The organism is Enterobacter sp. CFEC122, assembly GCF_052983755.1.
On the sequence record NZ_JBRIQR010000136.1, the window covers coordinates 1 to 720 of the forward strand.

General features: G+C 54.2%; 1 protein-coding gene. It reads left to right on the forward strand.

Annotation, left to right across the window (positions count from 1 at the left end; translation table 11 throughout):
- A partial coding sequence (locus ACVCAM_RS26485) for a Tn3 family transposase (protein WP_447093754.1) occupies window positions 1–720 on the forward strand: 720 nt, incomplete at both ends.

A 720-nucleotide genomic window follows, 5' to 3' on the forward strand; every position in this document is an offset into this window, starting at 1 on the left:
CTGGCGGTCCAGCTGGATGAAACCTGGAAAACCGTCGCATCCCGCTTTGAAGGAAATGCGGAGGTTCATATTTGCCATGACGGTAAACATCCTTCCCTGACTATCAGCAGCCTGGAGAAACTGGAGGAGCCAACATCGTTGCATCGTCTCAACAGTCGGGTAAGGCTGCTACTCCCGCCAGTAGATTTGACGGAACTGTTGCTTGAAATAGATGCCAGAACGGGATTTACACGTGAGTTTACGCATGTCAGTGAATCCGGGGCCCGGGCACAGGATCTGCACATCAGCCTGTGCGCGGTCCTGATGGCAGAGGCCTGCAATATCGGGCTGGAACCGCTGATAAAGCACAATATACCGGCGCTGACGCGCCACCGGCTTAGCTGGGTAAAACAGAATTACCTCCGGGCAGAAACGCTGGTCAGCGCCAATGCCCGCCTGGTTGATTTTCAGTCCACACTGGAGCTTGCTGGCCGCTGGGGTGGTGGCGAAGTGGCTTCAGCTGATGGCATGCGCTTTGTCACGCCGGTGAAAACCGTCAATTCAGGACCTAACAGAAAATATTTTGGTTCCGGACGTGGCATCACCTGGTACAACTTCGTCTCTGATCAGTACTCTGGATTCCACGGCATCGTTGTCCCCGGCACATTACGAGATTCCATTTTTGTGCTGGAAGGCCTTCTGGAGCAGCAGACAGGGCTGAATCCGGTTGAGATCATGACA